At 71.1% G+C, this 7,539-nt stretch carries 9 protein-coding genes; 2 read left to right on the top strand and 7 right to left on the bottom strand.

Annotated elements, in window-relative coordinates; translation table 11 throughout:
- Window positions 1-2 precede the first annotated feature (2 nt).
- The 7 genes from ACZ6TU_RS29175 to ACZ6TU_RS29205 form a co-directional block, all read right to left on the bottom strand.
- The gene (locus ACZ6TU_RS29175; protein WP_467677693.1) at window positions 3-1,265 is read right to left on the bottom strand and encodes a hypothetical protein; all 1,263 of its coding nucleotides are present in this window, start codon (window positions 1,263-1,265) and stop codon (window positions 3-5) included.
- A complete protein-coding gene (locus ACZ6TU_RS29180; protein WP_469552022.1) occupies window positions 1,262-2,539 on the bottom strand; it encodes a bifunctional glycosyltransferase family 2/GtrA family protein in 1,278 nt (425 codons plus the stop codon). Before ACZ6TU_RS29180 ends, ACZ6TU_RS29175 begins: the two co-directional genes overlap by 4 nt.
- Before the next feature lie 135 nt (window positions 2,540-2,674).
- Entirely contained in the window at window positions 2,675-3,193 is a 519-nt protein-coding gene (locus ACZ6TU_RS29185) for a cellulase (RefSeq protein ID WP_469552024.1), read from the bottom strand.
- A gap of 11 nt (window positions 3,194-3,204) precedes the next feature.
- Window positions 3,205-3,711: a SigE family RNA polymerase sigma factor gene (locus ACZ6TU_RS29190; protein WP_467677697.1), complete on the bottom strand. Its 507-nt coding sequence runs from the start codon at window positions 3,709-3,711 to the stop codon at window positions 3,205-3,207.
- A gap of 167 nt (window positions 3,712-3,878) precedes the next feature.
- Window positions 3,879-4,229 carry a DUF8129 domain-containing protein gene (locus tag ACZ6TU_RS29195; RefSeq protein WP_467677699.1) on the bottom strand — a complete coding sequence of 117 codons (351 nt, stop codon included), beginning with the start codon at window positions 4,227-4,229 and terminating at the stop codon, window positions 3,879-3,881.
- A gap of 82 nt (window positions 4,230-4,311) precedes the next feature.
- Window positions 4,312-4,677: a DUF6479 family protein gene (locus ACZ6TU_RS29200; protein WP_467677701.1), complete on the bottom strand. Its 366-nt coding sequence runs from the start codon at window positions 4,675-4,677 to the stop codon at window positions 4,312-4,314.
- Between the two features lie 37 nt (window positions 4,678-4,714).
- Window positions 4,715-5,155 carry a ChaB family protein gene (locus ACZ6TU_RS29205; protein WP_469552026.1) on the bottom strand — a complete coding sequence of 147 codons (441 nt, stop codon included), beginning with the start codon at window positions 5,153-5,155 and terminating at the stop codon, window positions 4,715-4,717.
- A 123-nt stretch (window positions 5,156-5,278) separates the two neighbouring features.
- On the opposite strand from ACZ6TU_RS29205, the gene ACZ6TU_RS29210 reads away from it, so the two are divergent.
- Together ACZ6TU_RS29210 and ACZ6TU_RS29215 are read left to right on the top strand one after the other, a co-directional pair.
- Window positions 5,279-5,647: a four-helix bundle copper-binding protein gene (locus ACZ6TU_RS29210; RefSeq protein WP_059423021.1), complete on the top strand. Its 369-nt coding sequence runs from the start codon at window positions 5,279-5,281 to the stop codon at window positions 5,645-5,647.
- Window positions 5,648-5,740: 93 nt separating this feature from the next.
- Window positions 5,741-6,922, top strand: a complete 1,182-nt coding sequence (locus tag ACZ6TU_RS29215) for an acyl-CoA dehydrogenase family protein (RefSeq protein ID WP_469552028.1) — start codon at window positions 5,741-5,743, stop codon at window positions 6,920-6,922.
- Window positions 6,923-7,539 lie beyond the last annotated feature (617 nt).

Consider the following 7,539-nt stretch of genomic DNA (forward strand, 5'->3'; position numbering starts at 1 on the left):
TCCTACGGCACCCCGAGCTCGAACAGGACGTACCCCGCGTACGACCCCGAGGCCAGCGCGGCCGTGCCCAGCACGGCGGCCAGGGACGGCCGGCTGAGCCGGCGCATGGCGAGGGCGAGCGGAATGAACAGCGGGAAGAGCGGGAGCAGATAGCGCGAGACGTTGCCGAAATACTGCTGGGTGGTCATCACCATGAGGTACGAGAGAACCGTGTAGACGACGAGCACGGCGGGCGGTCTCAGACGCAGCAGCAGCACGGTCAGCACCGGCACCGTGAGCACCACGCAGACACCGATGACGTCCTCGAAGGGCATCGCGAAGAGATAGTCGAAGTGCCCGACCGGGAGGGACGTCAGCACGTTGAACGAGTGGACCCCCCAGTCGAACTTGTGGGCCCAGGCGCCGTCCTGGAGCTTGGAGTAGCCGTTGATGTCGCCCAAGCGGTAGTTGACCCAGGCGAGATAGCCGAACAGTCCCAGCGGCGCGATCGCCACGGCGCCCAGCGCACGCCGGACTCCGTCTTCACGCCGGCGCAGGGACAGCAGCGCGGCGACGGCGAGGGCGGCGACCAGCGCGGCGGCCGTGGGACGGCAGAGCCCGGCCACGCAGGTCAGCAGCCCCGCGGTGAGCCAGCGGCGGGACATGACGGCGTGACAGGCCCATGCGGCGAGGGCCGTGTAGAGGGACTCCGAATAGCCCGACCACTCGGTGCCCGAGCCTGGCCAGACGGCCCACAGCCCGGCCGCGACCAGCCCGGCCCGGTGACCGCCGAGCCGTTTCGTCACGGCGAAGATGCCGAGCGCGGCGACGAACGACGCGATGACGGAGACCGTCATGCCGGCGCCGTACAGGCCGAGTCCGGTGCACTCCGAGACCAGCCGCATCAGCGTCGGGTACAGCGGGAAGAACGCCGCCGAGTTGCCCTCCAGGGTGATCAGGCCCGTCGCGCCCGGGACCGGTTTCAGGGCGGGGTCGTACCCGTGCTCGGCGATCTGCTGGTACCACCAGCCGTCCCAGCTGGCCAGGACGTCCCAGGAGTGTTCGCCGCCGCCGAAACGCGGGTTCTTCTTCCGGAAGTCGCCCGCGGAGTCCAGCAGGTACATGAAGACGGCGAAGCCGGCCAGCTTCAGCACGCCGTACGTCAGCAGCACGGGTCCGTAGCGCACGGCGGCCCCGCGTAACCGCCTACGGAACTCCCGGGAGTGGCGGGGGAATTCGGGGGCGTCGAGGCCGGACGGCGGCCGACGCAGCTCGACGGTGCTCATGAGGATCCTGTCGTACGGCGAGCGGTACGGGCGGGGAACACCCAGGCCCGGAAGAGGAGGAAGCGCAGCAGCGTCGCGGCCAGGTTGGTGGCGATGAGCGTCACGAGTTCGACCCGGTGACCGGCCCCGGGGGCGGCGTGGTGGAGGGCGGCCAGCGAACCGCTGGTGAGCGTCAGCCCGACCAGGAAGGCCGCGAGCCCCTTGAGGTGGTGTCGAAGCGCGCCGCCGCGGCCTCGCACCCCGAAGGCGAGCCGCCGGTTGGCGGCGGTGTTGGCGACCGCGCTGGCCAGCAGGGCGAGCGCGTTGGCGGCCTGCGCTCCCGTGCCCGGCCGGAGTGTGGTGTAGAGCAGCAGGTAGCACAGGGTGCTGGCGACGCCGACCGCAGCGAAGCGCACCATCTGCCGGGCCAGACCCGCGGGCAGCTCCCCGGCGAGGTCGCCGCCGCTGCGGCGCAGCGCGGACAGCGGCAGTCGGCCGTAGACCAGGGCCCGGCCGAGCCTGGCCATGCCGCGCAGGTCGGCCAGGGCCGTGGACAGGACGTGCACCCGGCTGTCCGGATCGTCCACCCAGTCCACCGGAACCTCGTGGATCCGCAGCCCCGCGCGCTCGGCGATGACCAGTAACTCGGTGTCGAAGAACCACTCGCGGTCCTCCACCAGCGGCAGCAGCCGCTCGGCGACGTCCCGCCGCACCGCCTTGAACCCGCACTGCGCGTCGGAGAAACCCACGGCGAGCGTCCCGCGCAGCAGACCGTTGTAGCAGCGGGAGATGATCTCCCGCTTCGGTCCGCGCACCACCCGCGAACCGCGCGCCAGCCGGGTGCCGATGGCGATGTCCGAGTGGCCGGAGATCAGCGGCGCGACCAGCGGCAGCAGCGCCGCCAGGTCCGTGGACAGGTCCACGTCGAGGTACGCCAGCACCGGGGCGCCCGAGCGTGACCAGGCGGCGTGCAGTGCACGGCCGCGCCCCTTATCGGCCAGCCGGATCCAGTCCGTGCCGGGCAGCTCCGCGGCCAGCCGTGCCGCGATGCGCGGGGTCCGGTCGGTGCTGGCGTTGTCGGCGATGGTGATCCGGAAGGAGTAGGGGAAGGTCTCGACCAGGTGCGCGTGCAGGCGCCGGACGCAGGGCTCCAGGTCGTTCTCCTCGTTGAACACGGGGACGACGACGTCGAGGACCGGGTCCAGGTGGTGCGCGGACACGGGCGCCCGGCGCGGCAACGCGGACGGCTCGGTTGTCGGGCGGTCGACCAGGGCCGGCCGCCGTACGGTTCTCATGGCTTCTTCACGGTCTCTTTCTGGCGCCGGACGTACCCGAGCGCCGGTTCCGGGCACGCCGAAGGCGCCCGTGGCGGGGTGAGGTGACGGGGTTCGGGGCGCTGACGCCCCTGACGGGAAGGGCCGCTCAGGCGGCTACTCGGTGGCCGATGCGGAGGGCTCCTGTGTCTCCTCCAGGGCGGACGGCGGAGCCGTCGTGGGAGTCGGGGAAGGGGGCGGTGTGGGTGGCGTCGAGGTGGTCCGGCTCCCGGAGGCCGTGGCGGTCGGCGTGGGGCTGATCGTCGTGCTCGTGTCCCCGGGCGGCGTACTGCCGTCGGCCGTGGTCGCCGGCGCGGACGACTCCGGCTCGGTCGGAGTGGTGCTGGGATCCGGGGAGTCGAATGTGGGCCCGCTGTCCTGCGAGGCCGCCGGGCTCGTCGCGGGCTGTGGCCGGTGATCGGCGGGCTGGGCCCTGGTGAGCATGCTCGGCAGCAGGGCGAGCCCGACGCTCAGTCCGGCCACCGCCACGGCGGAGCCGCCCGCCTTCCACAGCAGCCGCGACCGGCGGCGGGAGCGGATGCCCGCGTGCAGGCGCTGCCGGTGTTCGGGCTTGTAGGGGGTGTGCTGCTGGGTGTCGCGCAGCAGCCGCGACAGGTCCCGCTCGAAGTCGTCCATCGCTTCTCCCTTCACCCCACGGGCCTGACGGCGTCGGACAGGATCTGGCGGAGCCGTGCGACTCCGCGTGACGCGTGGGACCGTGCGGTGCCCACCGGGCAGCCCAGCGCCTGGGCGACCTGGGCCTCGGGCAGGTCCTCGTAGTAGCGCAGCACCACCGCGGCCCGCTGCTTGGGAGACAGCAGGGCCAACGCGGCCTCCAGCCGCGAGCGTTCCGCCACGGTGGACGACACATCGCGCGGATCGGCCCGGTCGGGCAGCTGCTCCACCGGGCGCTCACCCCACCAGCGCCGCTTCGCCGAGCGCGCCGCCATCCGCACCAGCACCGTGCGGACGTACGCCTCCGGAGCCTGCTCGGCGACCTTCGGCCAGGCGAACCACAGCTTCACCAGCGCTTCCTGCACCAGGTCCTCGGCCCGCTGCCGGTCGCCGCCCGTCAGCAGCCGCGCGACATGGAGCAGCGCCGACCAACGGGCGGCCACGAACTCGTCGAAGCCGTCCGCCCGAACCTGCTCCATCCTCACCGTCCCGCGTCTCAGTGACCCCCTGCACCACTGAAAAGGCGCTGGACCCCATGTCACGCTGCACTTGCCTGCTGTGATCCACCTCACTGTGAGTGGTGCGCGCAAAAAGGGCCCGTGCACAGGCACGGGCCCTTCCGGTCGGCTCTGTCCGGCGGTGACGCCTACGTGCGGTCACCCTTCGGCTTGCCCCGCTGGTCGGGGGTGCCGTGCGGCGGCGGGCTGAACGGCTGCGGGGACGTGGCGGGCGACACCGGAGAGCCTCCGTGCCGCTCGCCCGTCTCGGGACGCAGGGCGCCCGGGTCGCCGGACGTCGGCTCCGCACCCTCGCGCAACTGCTCGAGACGGGACCCCAGCAGCTCGGTCACCGGCAGCCGGTCGGCGTGCGACCGCTCGTACGCCAGCAGTTCCTCCACCTCGTCCGCGGACAGCGATCGCACCCGACTCTCCAGGCCGCCGATCGGCAGATGGTCGTAGTCCGGCAGCGGGAGGGTGTTGCGGGCGGGATCGGCCATGGTTCTCACTTCCCTGTGTACGGCGTGTACGACGTGTTCACCGGCGAGGTGACACGTACGACATGGGTGCGGAGCGGAGGGATCAGCGGCCGCCCGGGCCACCGCTGCCGAACGAGCCGCTGCTGCCCTCGTTCCAGCGGGGACGCTCCTGGGTCGCGCTCCTCCGGTCGCTCTGGTTGCCGTGCGTCTTCAGCTCGTGCGGCGTCAGACGTTCCTGGCTTCTCGGCACCTCCTCGGGCTCCCGGCGCTCACTCGTCTCGCGGACCGGGCCGCCGTCGGGCAGTCGCGGCTGCTCGTCGGGCCGCGGTGTCGGCAGCTCCCTGCGCTTGACGCGCACGCCGAGGACGAAGGCCCCCAGCAGCAGGGCCACGACCACCACACCCGCCACGATCAGCCCGATGCCGAGGGCGCCACGGCCCGCGGCCATCTCCATCCATGCGCTAGTCATGGCGCGCGAGTACCCCTGGTCCTCACCATGAACCGGCTCACCTGGACGCCGGGGAGGACCCTGCGGACGACCGGGAGGACGACCGCGAGGACCTGGTCTGCGAGCGGTTCTCCTTGCGGACGGCGTCCAGCAGATCCGCCTTCGACATGCGTGACCGCCCCTCGACGCCCAGCCGCTTCGCGAGGTCGTACAGGTGCTCCTTCGAGGCCTGCTCGTCGACGCCCTCGCCGCTGCGGCCGCCCTGCTGCCGGGGCCGGGCCGACTGCGGGTCCGACGGTCCCTTGCGGCCGCCCTCCTTGCGCTCCCAGTGGTCGCCGACCTTCTCGTGGGTGTGCTTCAGTGCCCCGAAGGCCACGCGGTGCGCGCGCTCGCCCTCGCCGTACTGCTCCACGGCCGAGTCGTGCGCCTTGATCCAGGTGCGCTGCGCCTCCTTGGCGGACCGCTCCAGGGTCGACGGAAGTTCCTGCCGCCCGGGCATGTGACTCACCTCCGTGCGTCGTCGTTCCGGGGCCTGCCGGGTGCCCGGCCGGCCGGACCGGAAAACGGTACGGAACCCTTCGACGCCGGGTTTGACCGGCACCGGCGGGGCTACCCGCGCGGTGTGACGACATCCCAGCAGGAGCTGTTCCGGTTCCTGGAGGACCGCTTCGCTTGTGCCCAGGCGTGCACCGAGTGTGCCCGGGCGTGCGCGTTGCGCGCGAGCCTCGTGGATCCCGACGGCACCGAGAACCAGGAACTCGTACGACGTAAGGGCATCATGTGCGCGGAGGTCTGCGACGCGACCTGCCGTGTGCTGTCCGAACAGAACCAGGTGGACGAGACCAGCATCCGCGTCCAGGTGGAGTGGTGCCGGACCGTGTGCCTGGAGGCCGCACACGTCTTCGACCGGCAGCCGGGGGCGGAGGACTCGGCGGCGGCGTGCCGTGCGTGCGCACGGGCGTGCACGGACTTCCTCGCCACGCTGAACTGAGGAGGCCGTTCCCCGTCACTCGCCATTCACAATTTCTGTAACACGTTCTACGGTGTGCGCCGACAGGACCGGCCTTGGGAGCCTGGAGGCGCCGTGCACCTCGAATACACGTCCGAGCAGCAGCGGCTGCGCACCGAACTGCGGGCCTACTTCGCCGAACTGGTCCCGGACCACGCGTACGCCCGGCACGGCGACCCGGCGGCCCAGAAGCGGTTCTACCGCGAGACCATCCGGCGGCTCGGCGCGGACGGCTGGCTCGGCGTGGGCTGGCCCGAGGAGTACGGCGGGCGCGGCCTGACCGCGATGGAGCAGTTCATCTTCTTCGACGAGGCCGCCCAGGCCGGCGTCCCGCTGCCGCTCATGGCGCTGAACACCGTCGGCCCGACGATCATGCGGTACGGCACCGACGAGCAGAAGGCGTACTTCCTGCCGAGGATCCTCTCCGGCGAGATCGACTTCGCCATCGGCTACAGCGAGCCCGGCGCGGGCACCGACCTCGCGTCACTGCGGACCCGCGCGGTACGGGAGAGTGGGGGAGAGTACGTCGTCAACGGCCAGAAGATCTGGACGACCAACGGCGACACGGCGGACTGGGTATGGCTCGCGGTCCGTACGGATCCCGGCGCCCCGCCGCACAAGGGCATCACCATGCTCCTCGTGCCGACCACCGACCCCGGCTACTCCTGCACCCTCATCAACACACTCGCCTCGCACAACACCACGGCCAGCTACTACGAGAACGTCCGCGTCCCCGTCTCCCACCGGGTCGGCGCCGAGAACCAGGGCTGGCGGCTGATCACCAACCAGCTCAACCACGAACGCGTGACCCTCGCCGCCCACGGCACCATGGCGATCCGCGCCCTGCACGACGTGCAGCGCTGGGCGATGGAGACCAAGCTCGCCGACGGCCGCCGCGTCGCCGACCTGCCCTGGGTACGCCGCCGCCTGGCCCGGACCCACGCCCGGCTGGACGCGCTGAAGCTGCTCAACTGGCGGATGGTCGGCGCCGTCCAGGACGGCACCCTCACCCCGCAGGACGCCTCCGCCGTCAAGGTGTACGGCTCCGAGGCCCGGCGCGACGCCTACGCCTGGCTCATGGAGATCGTCGCCGCCCCCGGAGCTCTGAAGGAGGGATCGGCGGGTGCGGTCCTGCACGGCGAGCTGGAACGCGGCTACCGTTCGGCGGTCATCTTCACCTTCGGCGGCGGCAACAACGAGATCCAGCGGGAGATCATCTCGTGGATCGGACTGGGAATGCCGCGGGTGCGGCGCTGACCCGATGCGACCATAGATTCTAGTTGTCACAAACCAGGGTTAGTTGGCACCGATTGGATGCGCGGGGCTGTCCGGCGGATCCCTTGGCCAGGCTACAGCTACGAGATGCCGCGGCCGGGGTGAGGGGGTTGCGTCCGTGGAGATGGTGTACGGGTTCGACTTGATCCGGGGGTTTGCTCCGGCGTCGGGATGAGACCCGCATAGATGCACGGCCACCGGCTGATCTTCGAGGTGTCGAAGCCCGAAGGAGGTCAGCACGATGACCGCACCCGACAGTGTGCCCCAGACCCTTTTGGCATCAGTGCAGGTCACCCACGTTGCCTTGTGCCAACTATCGATCCCGGTCACACCCGTTGTGACGAAGAGAAGGTCGCTCGCGGTCAGATCAGTGACCTGAGGCTGGTCGGAGGCGAGGGCCAGGGCCAGGATGCACGGTCTCTTGAGTGCTGGGGCGCCCAAACCTGCAGTGGTCGAACGACGACAGCGGACAGGCGCGTTCGCAGTGGACGGATGGTTCACGCTTAGGAGCTGTCCGGGCGATCACGGGTTCCGTTAGGGTGACTTGGCGGAGGGACCTGATGAGTGCTGTGGAGTTGAGTCGCGCGGATGCCGTCGCG

It is taken from the genome of Streptomyces sp. NPDC052064, from assembly GCF_055585925.1.

Coding starts and splice junctions, on each gene's coding strand:
- ACZ6TU_RS29195 (WP_467677699.1), bottom strand. CDS start 4,229: ATGGCCGATCCCGCCCGCAACACCCTCCCGCTGCCGGACTACGACCAT.
- ACZ6TU_RS29175 (WP_467677693.1), bottom strand. CDS start 1,265: ATGAGCACCGTCGAGCTGCGTCGGCCGCCGTCCGGCCTCGACGCCCCC.
- ACZ6TU_RS29185 (WP_469552024.1), bottom strand. CDS start 3,193: ATGGACGACTTCGAGCGGGACCTGTCGCGGCTGCTGCGCGACACCCAG.
- ACZ6TU_RS29205 (WP_469552026.1), bottom strand. CDS start 5,155: ATGCCCGGGCGGCAGGAACTTCCGTCGACCCTGGAGCGGTCCGCCAAG.
- ACZ6TU_RS29180 (WP_469552022.1), bottom strand. CDS start 2,539: ATGAGAACCGTACGGCGGCCGGCCCTGGTCGACCGCCCGACAACCGAG.
- ACZ6TU_RS29190 (WP_467677697.1), bottom strand. CDS start 3,711: ATGGAGCAGGTTCGGGCGGACGGCTTCGACGAGTTCGTGGCCGCCCGT.
- ACZ6TU_RS29200 (WP_467677701.1), bottom strand. CDS start 4,677: ATGACTAGCGCATGGATGGAGATGGCCGCGGGCCGTGGCGCCCTCGGC.